The organism is Spirillospora sp. NPDC048819 (assembly GCF_040650055.1).
Lineage (GTDB): Bacteria > Actinomycetota > Actinomycetes > Streptosporangiales > Streptosporangiaceae > Spirillospora.
This window is the reverse complement of the sequence record NZ_JBEZGN010000034.1, coordinates 82834-99681: the sequence shown is the minus strand read 5'-3', so window position 1 is coordinate 99681 and position 16848 is coordinate 82834. Positions and strand designations below refer to the sequence as shown.

Genomic DNA, 16848 nt, shown 5'->3' with positions numbered 1-16848 from the left:
TTTCCGGTGGCGCCTCGTCAGGAGTTCAGCGTCGTGGTGATGCTCGACGAAGCGGTCCGCGCGGCTTCGGCGGGATCGCCGCCGGTCAGGACGGAGGTCATGTACTGCTTGATCGGGTTGCTGGCCTCGACGGCGGCCCAGTTGGGGGTGTTCGGGGTGGCCCGGCCCTGCGCCGCTCCGGCGGCCATGGCGGCCGTTCCCTCGTCGTCCTCGACCACCGAGGCCAGCGAGGTCCGGTTCGGGACGTAGCTCATGGTCCTGGCCAGCTCGGTCTGCCACTTCGTGCCGGCCAGCGCCTTGACCACTTGATAGGCGCCGTCGGGATCGGCGGACGCCACGGGGATGATCAGGTCCGAGCCGCCGATGAAGACCGACCCGGGCTTGTCGGCGGTCTTCCCGGGAATGGGGAAGAACCCGATCTTCCCCTTCAGTTCGGGGGCGGCCTCTTCGATGAGCTTCGCGCCGCCGGGCACGGAGATGATCTGGGCGACGTCCCCCTTGGCGAAGACGTTCGCCTGGGGCGGCTCGGCCTCGTCGGAGTCCTTGGGTCCCTTGCCGAGGGCCTGCAGCCGCTTGTAGAAGTCCATGCCCTTGAGCGCCGCGGGGGAGTCGAGCGTCCCCTTCCAGTTCCCGCCCTCCTCGACGGCCAGGTCGCCGCCCTCGTCCCAGATGAACCCGGCCAGGGCGTACCAGCTCTGGCCGGGCAGGTAGATGCCCTGCGTCGTGCCCGAGTCGAGCCGCCCGGTGATCTCCAGCCACTCCTCGCGCGTCTTCGGCGGCGCTTTGACCTTCGCCTTCGCGAAGAGCGCCTTGTTGTAGATCACGACACGGTTGGCGGCGTACCAGGGGATGCCGTACTGCTTGCCGTCGATCTTCCCCGGCTCGGCGAGCCCGGGCAGCCAGTCCGCTCCGCCCAGGTCCTCGATCTTGCCCGTGAGGTCGACGACGCCGCCGCTGGCCGAGTACTGCGCGACCTGGGTGTTGCCGACCTCGATGACATCGGGGGCGTCCTTGCTGGCCAGCGCGGCCGTGACTCTCTCGCCGATGCCCTCCCACTCCTGGATCTGGATGTCCAGGGTCAGGTTCTTGTGCGTGCGCTCGAAGTCCTTCTCGAAACGATCCAGCAGTTGTTGGGAGACACTGTCCTTCATGAGCCAGACGGTGAGTTCCTGAGGACCGTCCGTGGTCGTGTCGTCGGAGGCGGAACAGGCGGCCAGGGTGATGGAGACCATCAGGCAGGCGGCACCAGCGATGAGACGTGTCTTCATGGGGGTTCTCCACAGAGAGGTAACTGACCAGTGGTCAGGTGCCAGTGGTATGGAGTACGGTGACATGGGTGGCGCGGCGTGTCAACGCCTGTGCAGGAAGCGCTGCGGCGGACTGGTAAAGCATTACCCTCATCGCTTTACCAGTTGTAAGTTGAAGGGGAACGAGGATGCCCAGGTTGAACCGCACGGCCAGTGCCATGCCGAAACGTGATCGAGTCCGGGAGCACCTCCTCGGGCTGATCGAAGCCGGCAGGCCCGGCGACCCGATCCCCTCCGAACGCCTGCTCAGCGATCAGCTGGCGGTCTCGCGTCCCACGCTCAGGGCCGTCGTCGACGAGCTCATCGCCCTCGGCCACCTGGTCCGCCGGCACGGCCGCGGCACCTTCATCGCCGCCGACAAGATCACCCAGCAGCTCGTCTCGTCCGGCGCCACCATGGGCGTTCCCCGGGCGTCCGGTTTCTGGACCAGCCGCATACTGACCTTGAACACCGTCCAGGCCGGCGCCCGCATCAGCCGGAAGCTCAATGTCTCCCCCGCCACGGAGCTTCGCTACATCTCACGCCTTCGGCTGGTCGACGGCGTCCCCATGGCCATCGAGCATCTGCACATTCCGGCCCGGCTCGTTCCGCGGCTCACCACGGAGGAGCTCGAAGCGGGAGAGCTCTACGACCATTTGCGCGACCATCACGACGTCCACGTGTGCGAGGCCGTCCAGTCCATCGAACCGACCGTCGTGAGCGAGTCGGAGGCCGGCGAACTCCTGGTCCCCGTCCTGTCGCCGGCGTTGCTCATCGAGCGCCTCACCTACGACAGGGACGGTCAGGCCGTCGAGTACGTGCGCAGCATCTACCGCGGCGACCGCTACCGCATCGTGTCCCGGCTCGCCCTGGCGGACACCGCCTCGGACACCACGGCGAACCTCGGGCACCAACCCGGCATCCCCCCAGGCGACTTCAGCGACCGGGGCATTGTCGCCACGACCACCACAGGCGACGTCCAGTAGGCGACACCACCCCGGTAGCCCACGGCGCCGTTTCGCCCCCGTCCTCGACGCGTCCGGCCGAGGCCGGTGCGACCGATCGGCGACCGCCACCGCCGGACGGCCATCGAATCCGCGGCCGTCCGGCTGATCGTTCACCTCACCCGGCGAGGGCGCGGCGCAGCGCGGCGCCGAGTTCGGCGACCTGCCGCTGCGACACCTCGGCGGACAGGATGGCCTGCGAGCCGTGGAACGTGCCGGGCCACTGGTGCAACTCGACCGACACGCCCGCCTGCAAGAGGCGCAGCGCGTATTCGATGTCTTCGTCGCGGAGCGGGTCGAACTCCGCGGCGGCGACGTAGGCCGGCGGCAGGCCGGACAGGTCGGCTGCACGGGCGGGGGCGGCGTACGGGGTGGCGGGCCGGGAGCCCAGGTAGTGCCGCCACACCGCGGTGATCGAGTCACGGTCCTGCCAGGGCGTGTCGGTGAAGTTGCGCTGCGACCACGTCTCCTGCCGGTCGTCCAGCGCGGGCTGGTTGAGCAGTTGGAAACGGATCGGCGGCCCCTGCTCATCGCGGGCCCGCAAAGCCGCCGCGGCCGCGAGCCCGGCGCCGGAGCTGTGGCCTCCGACCGCGATCAGGCCGGGATCGACGCCCAGTTCGGTCGCGTGCCCGGCCGCCCACGTCAGCACGGCATGGACGTCGTCCAGGGCGGCCGGGAACCGGTGCTCGGGCGCCCGCCGGTAGTCCACCGAGATCACCACCGCGCCGGAGGCGGCGGCGATGCGCGCGGCCGTCGGGTGCTCGGCGTCCAGGTCGCCCAAGACCCAGCCGCCGCCGCGCATCCAGACGACGGCGCCCCGTGCCCCGTCCGGACGGTAGATCCGCACCGGGACGCCCGGATCGGCGGGCACCGTGCGGTCCTCGACCTCCATGCCGGCGTCCGGCGCCGCGGCGACCGCGCTCGGCGCCGAGGCGGCCAGTTCGGCGAGCTTCTCGCGCGCGGTGACCGGATCGGTCAGGTCGACTTTCGGCATCAGCGGGATGAACGCGTCGAGTTCGGGATCCATGGGGCCCATCCTCATGGACGGCATCCACGAGATCATCCGCCGTCCGTCGCGCATCCCGCCCTGTTCACGCACCGTCCGGCGCCCGCCCCGTCCTTATCCTTGGTTCATGGAGGCACTGGCGGTGCGGCTGTCGGGACTGGACTCGTACGCCGAAGGCGCGATCCGCGTCGTCGCGTTCTACGACACGCTGATGCGCCGGCGGGTGGATCTGCCGGTGCTCGCCCGGGCCTCGGCGGGCCTGGCCGAGTGCGTGGCCGGGATCCGGATCCACGGCACCGGACGGGTGATCCGCGTCGCGCCGGACGGCGGGCAGGCGCCCGACCCGCAATCGCCCGCGTCCATCACCGCGCCGATCACGCTCGATGAGGAGGAGATCGGCGCGGTGTGGCTGGAACGGCCTGGCCCGCCCGTCCCGCTCGACGAGGTGCTGCTGGACCGGCTCGCCATCGCCGCCGCGGCGGTCCTCGAAAGGTACGGACCGGCGCGCACCACAATGGCCGACCCCGCCCTGGTCGAACTGGCGATCATCGCCGGCGGCGACGAGGCGGCCAGGGCCCGGGCGCTGCGGCTCCTGGGGTTCGCCGCCGACCTGCCGGTCCGCGTCGCCGCCGTCCGGTCGCGGCTTCCCCTCGACCAGGTCGCCGGGCTGATCTGCCCGGCCCGCCCGGTCAAGGCGGCGCCACTCGACGACGTGGGCGTCATCCTGGCCACCACCATCGACCCGGCCCGGTTCCCGGCGGGCGTCCGCGCGGGCATCGGTGCCACCGAAAGCCCCGGCCGGTCCTGGCGGCAGGCCCGCACCGCACTCCGCTTCACCACCCCGCGCCAGCCGGTCGTCCACCACGACGACCTCGGGGCGATGGCGCTGCTCGCCCAGATTCCCCAGGACGCCGCACGCGACAACGCCGACGTGGCCGCGATCGCCCGCATGTCCGGCAACCCCGACGACCTGGAGACTCTGGACGCCTACTGCGCCACCGGCTCCCTGCGCCGCGCCGCCGACCTTCTCCACCTGCACCACAGCAGCATCGCCCGCCGGCTCGAACACATCGGAAAAGCCCTCGGCGCCGACCTCACCGAGCCCACCGGACTGACACGGGCCAGACTCGCGCTCACCACCTGGCGCCTACTCGACGACTGAGCCCGCCAGAGGTGTGAACGGGCGGACGCGCTCGCGCTACTGCTCACGCGCGATGGGGGATTGCGCGTAAGCGTGCAAAGCGGCGGACGCGCTCGCGGTGCTGCTCACGCACGATGGGGGATCGCGCGGTCTGGGCGGTAGGGGTCGAGCGCCGGCGACGGGTGGCCGTGGATCTCCTGGTCGATCAGCACTGCGAGATGGGGGCCGAGCGTGATGCCGCTGTGGGTGACCGCGGTGTACAGGCCGGGCCGCTGGGAGCCGGTGAGCGGGTACCCGTCGACGGGCAGCGGGCGGACGCACCGTCGCACTTCGGCGATGTCCGCCGTCAGCCCGGGGGCGAGCGCACGCGCACGGGCGAGGAGTTCCGCGCCGACCGCCCGTATCAAGGCCGGGGAGGCCGACTCGTCGACACCGGCGTCCAGGTCGCCGGCCTCAAGGACGAGACCGCCGCCCTCCGCCGGCCGGGCGGACAGCCCGGGGGCGTGGACGAGACCGTTGAGGACGCCCCGTGCCGCGGAGGTGGTGGCGACGAGGCACGGGGCGGCCGAGCCGGGCTCGGACGGGTCGACCAGGGGAAGGGGGACACCGGCGGTGGCCAAAAGCGCGGGACCGCGCCGGCCCGCCGCGCAGATCGTGAGGTCGGCGTCCAGATCCCGGCCGTCGTCCAGCCGGACGCCGGTCACGCGGTCGCCTTCGGTGTTGAGGCGGACCGCGCGGTGACCGGTGACGATGCGGGCGCCCGATTCACGAGCGCGCCGGGCCAGAGCCCGCGCGGCCGGGCCACCGTGCACGTAACCCTCGTCGGAGTAGTGCGCGATGAGCGCGCCCTGTGGGGCCCGGATGTGCGGCTCGAGTTCGCGCAGCCGGTCGGCATCGATCAGTTCGGCGGCATAACCGAGGTCGGCCAGACGGGCGACGCGGTCGGCCAGGAGGGCCTTCGCGTCCTCGGCGGCCGCCCACGTCGTGTTGCCCGACGGCCGGTACCAGGCCGGGTCGCCGAACTCGGCGGCCACGTCCCGCCAGGTGGACAGCGCCGCCGTCCGCAACCGGTGATAGGCGGGGTCCGCCGGGTCGTTGGCGTTGAGCCAGGCGTAGCTCGTGCCGGACGTCCCGGCGCCGGGCTCCTGCCCCTCCTCCACCACCGTGACCTCATCCTGCGAACGGCCACCGGGTGCCGGACGGGTGAGCCGGTCCGCCAGAGCGGCCCCGATGATCCCGGCGCCCACGACCAGTATCCGCATGCCCTTCAGAATGGCACCCGCTCCCGGCCGTCGCGAGAGGTGTCGATCGCCGCCATTCTGCGGTGGGCGGAACGCGTAGGACCTGACGGCACCGCCGACTTACGATGTGCGCATGGCCGAGATGACCCGACAGCTCATGCCTGCCGACGACAAGCCGTACGACCCGACCGCGACGCGCCCGCCGGCGGAGCCGCTGTGGCGCGACGCGCTCGGCCACTGCCTGAGGCGCCTGCGCCTCGAACGCGGCGAGATACTGGTCGAGACCGCCCGCCGTGCGGGGGTCTCGCCGCAGTACCTCTCCGAGATGGAACGCGGTGTCAAGGAGCCTTCGAGCGAGATGATCGCCGCGGTCGCCGGCGCCCTGGACGTGACGCTCGGCGACCTGACGCTCGCCGTCGCGACGAGCCTCCTGACCGCGCCGGCCGCAGCGCCTCCGGCGGGCCCGACCTGCCAGGCCGCCTACGCGCTCGCCGCCTGACTACGCGGACACGGGGACCGGCTGGCGTTCCTCGATGACGTGGTCGATGAGGCCGTAGTCCAGCGCGGTCTTCGCGGTGAACACGCGGTCGCGATCGGTGTCGGCGCGCAGCGTCGCGGTGTCCTGGCCGGTGTGCCGGGACAGGATGTGTTCGATGTCGGCGCGGACGCGCACCACCTCGTCGGCTTGGAGGATGAGGTCGGGGATCGCCCCGCGGCTCTGCCCCGTCGGCTGGTGCAGGACGACGCGGGTGTGGGGCAGGGCGGCGCGTTTGCCGGGAGTGCCCGCGGCCAGGAGCACGGCGCCGACGGCGACCGCCTGCCCCACGCAGGTCGTCGCCACGTTCGGACGGATGTAGCGCAGCGTGTCGTACACGGCGAGCATCGCGCTGGGGTCTCCGCCTTCGCAGTTGATGTACAGCTGGATGTCGCGTTCGGGGCTGTCGGCCTCCAGGTGCAGCAGTTGCGCGACGAGGGCGTTCGCGACTCCCGCGTCGATGGCGGTGCCGAGGTAGATGATCCGTTCGGTCAGCAGGTGCGAGTAGACGTCCATGATCCGTTCACCGCGAGGGTTCTGCGAGATCACGTTCGGGATCGTGTAGGTGCTCATCGGGCGGCTCCTCCGGACGGGATGCCGAGCCCGATGGGCCGATGGCCGGTCGGCACGATGTCGTCCATGGTGGTGACGATCGAGTCGATGAACCCGTAGTCGAGTGCTTCCTGGGCGGTGTACCAGCGGTCGTGCAACGAGTCCTCGAAGACCCGCTCCAGGGGTTGGCCGGTGTCCTCGGCGATGAGCCCGAGGACGGTGTCGCGGGTGTGGCGCAGGTCGTTGGCCTGCAGTTCGATGTCGACGGCGGCGCCGCCGATTCCGGCGGAGCCCTGGTGCATCAGGACCCGGGCGTGCGGCATGGCGCGGCGTTTGCCGCGGGTTCCCGATGACAGCAGGAACTGGCCGGCGCTGTAGGCGATGCCGAGCACCAGTGTGGACACATCGCACGGGATGAGCCGCATGACGTCGCGGATCGCGAGCATCGACGGCACCGATCCGCCGGGGGAGTGGATCCACAGCGCGATGTCGGTGGACGAGTCCTCCCTCGACAGGGTGATCAGCTGCGTCGCCAGCAGGGTGCCGTTGTCGTCGTCCAGCGGGCCGTCGAGGACGAGAACGCGTTGCTGGTAGAGCTCACGCCGCACTCGTTCGTTGAACAACGGGCTTCTCTGTTCCTCACTCATGCCTACACTCTGCGCCGGCGCGCACCCTGGCCACCGCCTGATCTGCCCACGGCGGATCCGCCCAGAGCAGCACGTCCCGCGACGGCCCGGCCGTCGGTGGGGTTTCGTGCGGTCACGGAGATCAAGTTGGTCACATTCGTGCTGGTAGAGCGAGAATGAGGTGTGGCTCTCTGGGTCCTGCATGTCGATCTGGACCAGTTCATCGCCGCCGTCGAGGTGCTGCGCCACCCCGAACTTCGCGGGCGGCCGGTCGTCGTCGGGGGTGACGGCGATCCGGCCAAGCGCGGTGTGGTCAGCACGGCGTCGTACGAGGCCCGCGCCTACGGCGTGCACTCCGGGCTGCCGCTGCGCACGGCGGTGCGGCGCTGCCCGGACGCGGTGTTCCTGCCCGTGGACAGGGAGGCCTACGAGGCCGCCTCGGACCGGGTCATGGCGACGTTGCGGGGTTTCGACGCCGTGGTCGAGGTGCTCGGCTGGGACGAGGCGTTCCTCGCCGTCGACCGGGACGACCCGGAGGCGATGGCCCAGGAGATCCGTGACCGGGTGTTCGCGGCGACCGGACTCGACTGCACGGTCGGCATCGGGCAGAACAAGCTGCAGGCCAAGCTGGCGACCGGTTTCGGCAAACCGGGCGGGGTCTTCCGGCTGACGCGGCGGACCTGGTTCGAGGTGCTCGGCGACCGGCCGACCGATGCGCTGTGGGGGATCGGGGCCAAGACCGCCAAGCGGCTGAAGGGCATGGGCATCGCCACCGTCGGCGACCTCGCGGCGGCGGATCCGGGTGCCATGGCCGAGGCCGTCGGCCCCGCGACCGGCCCGTGGCTGGTGCGGCTCGCCCGAGGCGAGGACCACTCGCCGGTGACCGACGCGCCGTACGTCCCGCGCTCGGTCGGCAGGGAGACCACGTTCCAGCAGGATCTGCGGGATTGGGAGGACGTGCGCCGCGGAGTCTCTCATCTGGCGCGCCGGGTCGCCGGCGACGCCGCGGCCGACGGGAGAGATGTCGCCCGCGTCATCGTCAAGGTCCGGTACGCGCCCTTCTTCACGCAGACCCACGGCCGGGCGCTGGAGCGGCCGGGCATCGAGGCGCCCCGGATCGAGGAGGCCGCCCTGGGCGCGCTCGACGCGTTCACCGATCGACGGCCGGTGCGGCTGCTGGGCGTCCGCGCCCAGTTCGCACGTTGAGCCGCCTCAGTGGGCGCCGACCACGAGCGGCACCTCCAAGCGGGCGCGGAGCTCCTCGACGGGCGTGCCGAAGGATTCGAGCACGCGGACGCCGTCGGGGGCGATCTCGAACACGGCGTGGTCGGTGTAGACGCGGCTGACACAGCCGACGCTCGTGAGGGGGTAGGTGCAGGTGGGCACGAGTTTCGGGCTGCCGTTCTTCGCGAAGAGCCCCATCATCACGTAGACGCGCTTGGCGCCGATCGCCAGGTCCATCGCGCCGCCGACGGCGGGGATCGAGCCGGGCGCGCCGGTGTCCCAGTTGGCGAGGTCACCGCTCGCCGAGACCTGGAAGGCGCCCATGACGCACACGTCGAGGTGGCCGCCGCGCATCATGGCGAAGGAGTCCGCATGGTGGAAGTACGCGGCTCCGGGCGTCTCGGTGACGGGCACCTTGCCGGCGTTGGTGAGGTCAGGGTCGACCTCGTCGCCGACGGCTGCGCGGCCCATGCCCAGCATGCCGTTCTCGGTGTGGAGGACGACACCGCCGCCGACGGGAAGGTGGTCGGCGACCTTGGTGGGCTGGCCGATGCCGAGGTTGACGTAGCTGCCCGGTTCGATGTCCTGCGCGACCCGGGCCGCGAGCTGGTCTGGATTGAGCGGCATCAGCGGGCTCCCTGCACGGTGTAGTGACGCGGTTCGACCTGGACCACGCGGTCGACGTAGATGCCCGGGGTGACGACGGCCTCCGGGTCGATCTGCCCCGCGTTCACGATCGACGCGACCTGGACGACGGTCGCCGCGGCGGCCGCGGCCATCACCGGGCCGAAGTTCCGGGCGGTCTTGCGGTACACGAGGTTGCCCGCAGTGTCGGCGGTGTGAGCGGAGATCAGGGCGACGTCACCCTTGATCGGGTACTCGAGGACGTAGTCGCGTCCGTCGATGGTGCGGGTCTCCTTGCCCTCGGCGAGCGGCGTGCCGACGCCCGTCGGGCAGTAGAACGCCCCGATGCCCGCCCCGGCCGCCCGCATCCGCTCGGCGAGGTTGCCCTGCGGGACGACCTCGAGCTCGATCCGCCCGCTGCGGTAGAGGCCGTCGAAGACGTGGGAGTCGGCCTGCCGGGGGAAGGAGCACAGGACCTTGCGCACCTGGCCGGCCTTCAGCAGGGCCGCCAGGCCCACCTCGCCGTTGCCGGCGTTGTTGGACACGATGGTGAGGTCGCCCGGGCCGTGCCGGATCAGGGCGTCTATCAGGTCGAACGGCATGCCGGCGAATCCGAAGCCGCCCACCAGAACGGTGTCGCCGTCCTTGACGACGCTCACCGCCTCGTCAGGCGACGCGAAAATCTGCGCTTTGCTCACGCTGCTCCTCCGATGACGTTGCGGTCGCGTCACCCATGATGGCCGTGCTCGGCCATCGGTGCCGCACCGCGGTGCCCTTCGCGAACGGCGGCGCGGGCCGCGGAGGCGCTCGTCGACGGCGGCCCGGGGCGTGTCGCCGGCCGGGCCGCCCGCCCGTCATCGAACTCCCGGGGTCAGCGGTAGTCGTTCTCCTTCAGTTCGACGACCCAGGCGCGACGCTCGGCGATCTTGCCGTCACGCATGACGAACACCTCCGCCATGGACATGCGCATCTCGCCGCCCGCGGCCCGCTTCACCGTCCCGGTGAGCTCGGCCATGACGACGTCGCCCTGCTCGACCATGCGCACGACCTCCAGGTGCGGCGGGTTGACGAGTTCGGGCGGGCCGTCGATGGCCTTGTCGTAGGCGTCCTTGCCGGTCAGGTGGAATCCGCCGAAGACGGTCCACTCGATGTCGTCGGTCAGGCAGGACAGGATCTGCGCGTGATCGTTCTTGCGGAAACCGTCCAGGTACGTGTTGACGGTCTCGACGTTCCGTGACATTTCTGCTCCTTCGAACCGGGTGCCGTTCATGGGGAGCCGCAGTGCGAACCGGCGACGCCCCTGATAGGTCGGAGCGGCCGGAGCGTTCTCGACATACGACGGCCACCGCGCGCCGCCACGTCCGTGATGTCAGTCTGTGAGGTCGAACCCCTCGTAGCCGGCGGCGGCGACCTCATCGCATTTCTGGCGATACAGCCCGACGCCGGCGGGGTAGGGCATGAACACTCGGGGCTTGCCCGGCACGTTCGAGCCCATGTACCAGGAGTCGGCGGTCGGGTAGAGCGTCGCCTGCGCGACATCGCCGACGTGCCGGGTCCAGGCGTCCTCGGCCGCGGCGGTCGCCTCCATCGTCCGCTTGCCCCGGGCTCGCATCGCGGCGATCGCGCCGCCCACCCACTCCACGTGCTGTTCGATCGAGACCATCATGTTGGAGAGCACCGATGGGCTGCCGGGGCCGGTGATCGTGAACAGGTTGGGGAACCCGGCCACGGCGATCCCCAGATAGGTGCGCGGCCCCTCCGCCCACTTCTCGGCGAGCCGGGCCCCGTCGCGCCCGCGGATGTCGACCGCCATGAGTGCGCCGGTCATCGCGTCGAACCCCGTCGCGAACACCACCGCGTCGAAGGCGAATTCGTCCTCCGACGTGCGGATGCCGGTGGGCGTGATCTCCACGAGAGGTGTCCTGCGCACATTGACCAGGCTCACGTGCGGCAGGTTGAACGTCTCGTAGTAGTTCGTACCCAGGCAGGGGCGTTTGGCCCCCAGCGGATGGTCCCTGGGCTGCAACTCCTCGGCGACCTCGGGATCTTCGACGACCTCGGCGATCCGGTCACGGACGAATTGCGCGATGGTGTCGTTGGACTCCTTGTTGAGGATCAGGTCGTTGTAGCCGCTGAGCAGGCTGACGAGACTGTTGTCCTCGTCGTACCAGACTCTGCGGTAGTAGCCGTCGCGCTCCTCGTCCGACACCTCCATCGCCCCTTGGGTCGCCTCGGGGAACGCGACACCGAATCCGGACTCGCGGTTCGCCTTGCGCACCTCGGCGTAACGGGCCTTCACCGACCGCTGGTCTTCGGGATCGAGCGGATGGTTGTTCGCGGGTATCACGAAATTGGGCGTGCGCTGGAACACCGTCAATTGTGCGGCCTGCTCGGCGATGAGCGGAATGACCTGGACGCCCGAGGACGCCGTGCCGATCACCGCGACCCGTTTCCCCGTGAAGTCCACGCCCTCCTCCGGCCAGTGCCCCGTGTGGTACCAGTCGCCGCCGTAGCTCTCCAGGCCGGGCACCTCCGGCAGCTTGGACGCCGACAGGCAGCCGGTCGCCATGATCAAGTACTGGGCCGACACTTCGCCGCCGCGGTCGGTGCGCACGTGCCAGCGCCCGGCGCCCCCATCGAACACCGCCTCGGCCACCCGGGTCCGGAGCCGGATGTGCGGACGCAGGTCGAAGCGGTCGGCAACGTGCTCGATGTACCTGAGCAGTTCCTCCTGAGCCGGGTACTTCTCGGTCCACTCCCATTCCTGCTCCAGCGCCGCATCGAACGAGTAGGCGTAATCCATGCTCTTCACGTCGACGCGTGCCCCGGGATAGCGGTTCGAGAACCACGTGCCGCCGATGCCCTCACCCTTGTCGTAGACCTGCACCGACAGGCCGAGCCCACGCAGCTTGTGCAGCATGTAGAGGCCGGAAAGCCCAGCGCCGACCACGACCGCGTCGACCTTACGGGGGCTCTCCTCGGCGACCTGCTGCGGCCGCGGTGACGTCTGGGTCATCCTTGGATTTCCTTTCGGGAGTCCGGCGGGAGCGAGCAGGGAGAACCCGCACACATTCAGCGACCAGAAGCATGAATGTTATATCCGGAACCCGGCAAAAGGGGCACTTCGAGCGGCCTTTCCTTCTACCCTGGGGCTGGAGTTCGGGGTCTCCGATAGCGCCGCCGATCTCGCAAGTGGCGAAGCCGCGGACACTCGCACGCGGACCGCTGAGTGGACCGAGCAGGCGGATGCGCCTCCATTGTGGAGGCGGCACACGAGACATACCGACAAATTGCTGGCCGTGCTGCCTGGCGCGGTGGCATATCGGCGGCGCATACTCACTGGATGGGCGACGACAGTCATGTCGGCGAGGCGGTGGCCGCCGACGAAGAGCGACTGAGTTCCGGGCTGGCGGTGCTCGTCACCGCCAAGGGCCTGGACGAGTTGCAGGACCGCTACTTCGACTGGGTCGCCGGCCATGTGCCGTCCTTCGCCTACGGCGTCTACCTGTTCGATCAGCGGACGGGCAGACCCCGGGCGTCGGCGGTACGCGGGCTCAGCCGGTTCTACGCGCATCGCTACGAGCGGTTCGGCCGGGCCGTCGACCCCGTCCTGCGCGGGGCGGTGGCGGCGCGCCGCGCCTGGGACGATTCCCTGGTGAAGCCGGCCGACCAGTGGCGGCGGGCGCCGATCGTCCGGGATCTGTTCCGGCACTACGACATGGCGCACGTGATGTGCGCGCCCCTGATCAGTGGCGGGGAGGTCGTCGGCACCATCAACTTCGCCCGCAACGGCGGCGAGCCCCCCTTCGACGACGGCGACCGGCGCAAGGCGACCGTGGCGGCGATGATGTTCCAGGCAGCGGTCGCCGCGACGGATCTGGTGATGGCGATCGATGCCGAGCGGGCGGCGTGGTGGGGCGCGCTCGAGGCGAGCGGCCAGGCGATCGTCGTCACCGACCTGGAGCGGGCCGAGCGTCACGCCAACCGGCCCGCGCGTGCGCTGCTCGACGCCGCGGACGACGCGTGGCCCTTCCTCGACGCGGCGATCGACGGCGGCGAGGCGACACGGCGGCTGACGGTGCGGCCCGCCGGGAACGGTGTGGCGACCGGCATCACGGTGACGTCGGCGCCCCTGCCCGAGCGTCCCTCGGTGATCGTGTCGATCCTGTCGGCCGACGCTCCCGCGCCGGCGCCGGCGCCCGCGCTGCGCCGTCTCCTCACCGACCGTGAGGCGGCGATCGCGGAACTCGTCGCGGTCGGGCGGCGTGACCATGAGATAGCCGGACAGCTGCATATCAGCCCGAACACCGTCAAGCACCATCTCAAGTCGATCTATTCGAAGCTCGGCGTGCATTCCCGGGTGGAGCTGGCGGGTCTGCTCCTGCGGTGATCCCACGTTCGGGTGATCCGCGCATTCCCATAAACGGGCGATGTGCGCGGAATGAACGATTCATATCGTTCACGGCATGGGATCACACAACAGTGTCACCGAGCTCAACGATCTGTTCATCGAGGCGATGAACGCCGGCGATCTGGACACCGCGCTGTCGGTCTGGGACGAGAACACGGTGTTCCAGACCGGGCCGGGTACGGAGCCGGCGCGTGGCATGGTCCAGCTTCGCGCGGCCTTGGGGGAATTCCTCGAACTCAAGCCGCACTTGAAGATCGAGGAACTGCACCGGGTCGAGGCCGACGACATCGTCCTGGTCGCGCTCCGGTGGGAGCTGTCCGGGACCGGCCCCGACGGTGAGCCGGTCGAGATGAGCGCGATCGACTCGAACGTCTTCCGGCGCCAGGCGGACGGCACATGGCGCATCGTGATCGACAACCCGTTCCACTCCGTCCACATAGGACTCGACTCGTGACCACGGTCGGGACGGGCCGGCTGACCATCGACCGGCCCCTGCCGGCGATCGTCGGCGGCGAGGCGCGACCGGTGCCGGACGTCATCGCGGCGGTCGAACCGGCGACGGGGCGGACGTGGGCGCACGTCGCCGACTGCGACGCCGCGGTCGTGGGCGAGGCGGTCACGTCCGCGGCAGCGGCGTTCGAGACGTGGCGGGCGACCTCCCTGGCGCACCGGCAGGCCGTGCTGTGGGCGATTGCCGATCGGCTGACCGCGACGGCGGCGGACTGGCCGGCGTTGCTCGCCACGGAGAACGGGCGGGCGATCCGTGAGGCCGGGCTCATCGACGTGCCGACCGCGGCGGAGATCTTCCGGTACTTCGCGGGGATGGCGAGAGGCGTCCACGGGGAGACGATCCAGGGGGCGCCGGAAACGTCGCACGTCTACACCAGGCGGGAGCCGCTCGGCGTCATCGCCGCGATCGTTCCGTGGAACTCGCCGCTCATCTCGATCGCCCACAAACTGGCGCCGGCCCTCGCGGCGGGCAACACGATCGTGGTCAAACCGTCTGAGCTCGCGTCGGTGAGCACCGTCCGCTTCGTCGAGGCGATCGCGGACCTGGTGCCGCCCGGGGTCGTCAACGTCGTCACCGGCCTGGGCGCCACCACGGGCGACGCGCTGGTCACCGACCCGCGCATCGCCAAGATCAGCTTCACCGGCGGCTCGGCGAGCGCGCGGACGATCCTGAGCCGGGCGGGCGCCCGGCTGACCCCGGCGCTCATGGAGCTGGGAGGCAAGGGCTCGCTCATCGTGGGCCCGGACGCCGATCTCGACACGCTGACCGATGACGTCCTGACCGGGATCTTCGCGGCCAACGGCGAAGTGTGCTTCGCCGCCTCCCGGCTCCTCGCCCACGCCGACGTGCACGACGAGCTGGTGGACCGCATCACGGCGCGCGCCGACCGGATCCGTGTCGGCGACCCGCTGGACGCGTCGACACAGGTCGGCCCGCTCATCAGCGCCGCTCACCGTGATCGTGTCGTGCAGGCGGTCGACAGGGCCGTCGCCGAGGGCGCCACCGTGTGCGCGGGGCACCGTGTCCCGGATCTGGGCGGCGAGCTCGGCGGCGGCGCCTTCTACCGCCCGACGGTCCTGACCGACCCGGACGGCGGGACGAGCGCCTCATGCGAGGAGTTCTTCGGGCCGGTCCTCACCGTCGAGCGCTGGTCGGACGAGGACGAGGCCGTCGCTCGCGCGAACTCGGTGGCGTACGGGCTCGCCTGCGGCGTGTGGACGACCGACCTGGCACGGGCCCACCGCATCGCCGGACGCCTTGAGGCGGGGATGGTCTGGGTCAACACCTGGTTCGCCACCCCCCTCGGTCAGCCGCAGGGCGGGGTCAAGGCCAGCGGCTTCGGCCGCGAGGGCGCCGCGGAGACGATCGCCGAGTACCAGGCCACGAAGGTCGTCAACGTCAGCCTCGACACCGCGCGTCCGCCCATGTGGGACTGACGCCCCGCACGAAACGTGGAGGAACCATGGATTTCCAGCTAGATGAACAGAGCCGGCGGATGGCGGAGATCGGGAAAGGGCTTGCGGGCGTACTCGCGCAGGGCGCTGCCGACGCCGACGAACAGCGCCGTATCCCGGAGGGGAACTTCGCCGCCCTGCGGTCGGCGGGGCTGTACGGCGCGGGACTGCCCACCGGTCTGGGCGGGCTCGGCGTGCGGTCGGCCGCGTGGCTGGCGACCGTCGAGCAGCTCGCACAGGGCGATGCCTCGACGGCCCTCGGGTTCAACATGCACTACGTGGCCACGCGCCTGGTGGGGGAACTGCCGTCGTTCGACGCCGCGGCGAAGAAGCACGTGGCGTCGCTGGTGATCGACGATGGCGCGCTGATCTCGGCGCCGCTGTCCGAGCCGTCCTCGTCCAGCCTCCTGCCGGGCTCGTTCCTGCCGACGATGACGGCCACCCGCACCGCCGACGGCGGCCTGCGGGTGAGCGGGACCAAGATGTACGCCTCGATCTGGGAGGCGAGCGACTACGCCTTCATGTTCGCCCGTCCCGACTGGATCGATGATCCGGCACTGGTCATCGCGTTCCTGCTGCCGGTCGCGCAACCGGGGCACATCGAGGTCGCCGACGTCTGGGACACGCTCGGGATGCGGGCGACGCGCAGCAACCAGGTGAGGATCGACGGCGCGCACGTCCCCGCGGAGCTCGTGCTGGGGCCGATCGACGACTTCGTCAACAACTGGATCGTCGCGCAGGCGGCCGTCAGCTGGGGCGGGTACACGGGCTGCTACCTCGGTCTCGTCGAGGCGATGGTGGCCTGGCTGGTCGAGAACCTGGGCACGCGGAAGGCGAAGGGATACGCCCAGCCGATGGGATACCACCCGACGATCAGCTCGGCGGTCGGGCGCCTGTCGACGCACGTCGAAGCCGCCCGGCTGATGATGTACCACGCCGCATGGAGGGCGGACACGGCCGGCCCGGGCCTCGGCACCTGCCACGCCTATCTGCAGGCGAAGCTGATGCTCGCGGACGCGATCGGACGGGTCGTCGAGCTCGGCACGACCGCGGGCGGCCTGAACGCCCTGATGCGCCCCCGGGGGTACGAGCGCATGCTGCGCGACGTGACCACCGCGGCGATCATGCCGCCGAACGCCTACGCCAGCGCCGAGATGGCCGGCCTGATCACGATGGGGCTGGACCCGGCGCGGGCCCCCTCGCTGGCCACGGCCTGACGAGCGGGTGGCCGAG

Annotated in this window: 17 protein-coding genes; 8 read left to right on the top strand and 9 right to left on the bottom strand. The window is 70.7% G+C overall.

The window, feature by feature from the left end:
• Positions 1–17: 17 nt before the first annotated feature.
• Complete coding sequence (locus AB0C35_RS34605) at positions 18–1268, bottom strand: extracellular solute-binding protein (RefSeq protein WP_358465570.1); 1251 nt, start codon at positions 1266–1268, stop codon at positions 18–20.
• Positions 1269–1465: 197 nt separating this feature from the next.
• On the opposite strand from AB0C35_RS34605, the gene AB0C35_RS34600 reads away from it, so the two are divergent.
• On the top strand, positions 1466–2272 hold the full coding sequence (locus AB0C35_RS34600; RefSeq protein ID WP_358465567.1) for a GntR family transcriptional regulator: 807 nt from the start codon (positions 1466–1468) through the stop codon (positions 2270–2272).
• Between the two features lie 136 nt (positions 2273–2408).
• On the opposite strand, the gene AB0C35_RS34595 is transcribed toward AB0C35_RS34600, so the two are convergent.
• Positions 2409–3317: an alpha/beta hydrolase gene (locus AB0C35_RS34595; RefSeq protein WP_358465564.1), complete on the bottom strand. Its 909-nt coding sequence runs from the start codon at positions 3315–3317 to the stop codon at positions 2409–2411.
• Between the two features lie 106 nt (positions 3318–3423).
• Here AB0C35_RS34595 and AB0C35_RS34590 point away from each other — a divergent pair, with 106 nt between their 5' ends.
• Positions 3424–4458, top strand: coding sequence for a helix-turn-helix domain-containing protein (locus AB0C35_RS34590; protein WP_358465562.1), 1035 nt, complete (start codon positions 3424–3426; stop codon positions 4456–4458).
• 104 nt (positions 4459–4562) lie between these two features.
• On the opposite strand, the gene AB0C35_RS34585 is transcribed toward AB0C35_RS34590, so the two are convergent.
• Positions 4563–5699, bottom strand: coding sequence for an FAD-dependent oxidoreductase (locus AB0C35_RS34585; protein ID WP_358465559.1), 1137 nt, complete (start codon positions 5697–5699; stop codon positions 4563–4565).
• 112 nt (positions 5700–5811) lie between these two features.
• On the opposite strand from AB0C35_RS34585, the gene AB0C35_RS34580 reads away from it, so the two are divergent.
• Positions 5812–6177 carry a helix-turn-helix transcriptional regulator gene (locus tag AB0C35_RS34580; protein ID WP_358465556.1) on the top strand — a complete coding sequence of 122 codons (366 nt, stop codon included), beginning with the start codon at positions 5812–5814 and terminating at the stop codon, positions 6175–6177.
• Here the strand turns inward: AB0C35_RS34580 and AB0C35_RS34575 are convergent, their stop codons facing one another.
• Positions 6178–6786 carry an ATP-dependent Clp protease proteolytic subunit gene (locus AB0C35_RS34575; protein WP_358465553.1) on the bottom strand — a complete coding sequence of 203 codons (609 nt, stop codon included), beginning with the start codon at positions 6784–6786 and terminating at the stop codon, positions 6178–6180.
• Positions 6783–7412 (bottom strand): ATP-dependent Clp protease proteolytic subunit, encoded by a 630-nt coding sequence (locus tag AB0C35_RS34570; RefSeq protein WP_358465550.1) that lies wholly within the window; start codon positions 7410–7412, stop codon positions 6783–6785. Before AB0C35_RS34570 ends, AB0C35_RS34575 begins: the two co-directional genes overlap by 4 nt.
• Positions 7413–7574: 162 nt before the next feature.
• Between AB0C35_RS34570 and AB0C35_RS34565 the strand changes: the two genes are divergently transcribed.
• A complete protein-coding gene (locus AB0C35_RS34565; protein WP_358465547.1) occupies positions 7575–8597 on the top strand; it encodes a DNA polymerase IV in 1023 nt (340 codons plus the stop codon).
• A 6-nt stretch (positions 8598–8603) separates the two neighbouring features.
• Here the strand turns inward: AB0C35_RS34565 and AB0C35_RS34560 are convergent, their stop codons facing one another.
• The 4 genes from AB0C35_RS34560 to AB0C35_RS34545 all read right to left on the bottom strand — a co-directional run bounded on the left by AB0C35_RS34560 (position 8604) and on the right by AB0C35_RS34545 (position 12255).
• A complete protein-coding gene (locus AB0C35_RS34560) occupies positions 8604–9242 on the bottom strand; it encodes a 3-oxoacid CoA-transferase subunit B (protein ID WP_358465544.1) in 639 nt (212 codons plus the stop codon).
• Positions 9242–9937, bottom strand: coding sequence for a 3-oxoacid CoA-transferase subunit A (locus AB0C35_RS34555; protein ID WP_358465541.1), 696 nt, complete (start codon positions 9935–9937; stop codon positions 9242–9244). The genes AB0C35_RS34560 and AB0C35_RS34555 overlap by 1 nt, the downstream gene beginning before the upstream one ends.
• A gap of 173 nt (positions 9938–10110) precedes the next feature.
• Positions 10111–10479: a nuclear transport factor 2 family protein gene (locus tag AB0C35_RS34550; protein ID WP_358465538.1), complete on the bottom strand. Its 369-nt coding sequence runs from the start codon at positions 10477–10479 to the stop codon at positions 10111–10113.
• A gap of 129 nt (positions 10480–10608) precedes the next feature.
• On the bottom strand, positions 10609–12255 hold the full coding sequence (locus AB0C35_RS34545) for an NAD(P)/FAD-dependent oxidoreductase (protein WP_358465535.1): 1647 nt from the start codon (positions 12253–12255) through the stop codon (positions 10609–10611).
• 327 nt (positions 12256–12582) lie between these two features.
• On the opposite strand from AB0C35_RS34545, the gene AB0C35_RS34540 reads away from it, so the two are divergent.
• From AB0C35_RS34540 to AB0C35_RS34525, 4 genes are all read left to right on the top strand, one after another.
• Positions 12583–13629: a LuxR C-terminal-related transcriptional regulator gene (locus AB0C35_RS34540; protein ID WP_358465532.1), complete on the top strand. Its 1047-nt coding sequence runs from the start codon at positions 12583–12585 to the stop codon at positions 13627–13629.
• Positions 13630–13705: 76 nt separating this feature from the next.
• Entirely contained in the window at positions 13706–14104 is a 399-nt protein-coding gene (locus AB0C35_RS34535; protein ID WP_358465529.1) for a nuclear transport factor 2 family protein, read from the top strand.
• Complete coding sequence (locus AB0C35_RS34530; RefSeq protein WP_358465526.1) at positions 14101–15597, top strand: aldehyde dehydrogenase family protein; 1497 nt, start codon at positions 14101–14103, stop codon at positions 15595–15597. The genes AB0C35_RS34535 and AB0C35_RS34530 overlap by 4 nt, the downstream gene beginning before the upstream one ends.
• Positions 15598–15623: 26 nt before the next feature.
• Entirely contained in the window at positions 15624–16832 is a 1209-nt protein-coding gene (locus tag AB0C35_RS34525) for an acyl-CoA dehydrogenase family protein (protein WP_358465523.1), read from the top strand.
• Positions 16833–16848 lie beyond the last annotated feature (16 nt).